General features: G+C 73.4%; 1 pseudogene. It reads right to left on the bottom strand.

From position 1 onward, the window contains the following. Positions 1-346 (bottom strand): annotated as a pseudogene (locus VTU_RS0100020) (2-keto-4-pentenoate hydratase); the annotation flags it as partial.

The following is a 346-nucleotide window of genomic DNA, read 5'->3' as shown; positions in this document are numbered from 1 at the left end:
CCACGGTGTGCGCGGGCACCGTGCGAGCGCCGCGCGTGGCATGGCGCAGCCAGATCGGCAGCAGCCACAGCGGGTCGCCCAGCGAGTAGGCGCCGGTGTTTTCGATGGCGGGCGCGGCACCCGGGGCCGCACCAAAGCGGACCTCGCAGCGCTGGCCTGCCCAGTCATGCCCCCGGTGGTTGGGGAGCCAGCCACCCAGGAGCAGCGCGCCGTGCGAGCCCTGATCGGCGAGGCGCAGCGCAGCCGGTGCCTGCAAGCCTTCTTGCCAGCGCGAATCGGCGATCTCGATCGCGACGGCCACCGCGTCCACCAAGTACGGCGCGTCGGCATGGGTGAGCTGCTGCGC

The sequence above is a fragment of the Verminephrobacter aporrectodeae subsp. tuberculatae At4 genome (assembly GCF_000193225.1).
GTDB classification, from domain to species: Bacteria; Pseudomonadota; Gammaproteobacteria; order Burkholderiales; family Burkholderiaceae_C; genus Acidovorax; species Acidovorax aporrectodeae.
The sequence above is the reverse complement of the archived record's forward strand: the minus strand, read 5'-3'. Positions and strand labels throughout refer to the sequence as shown.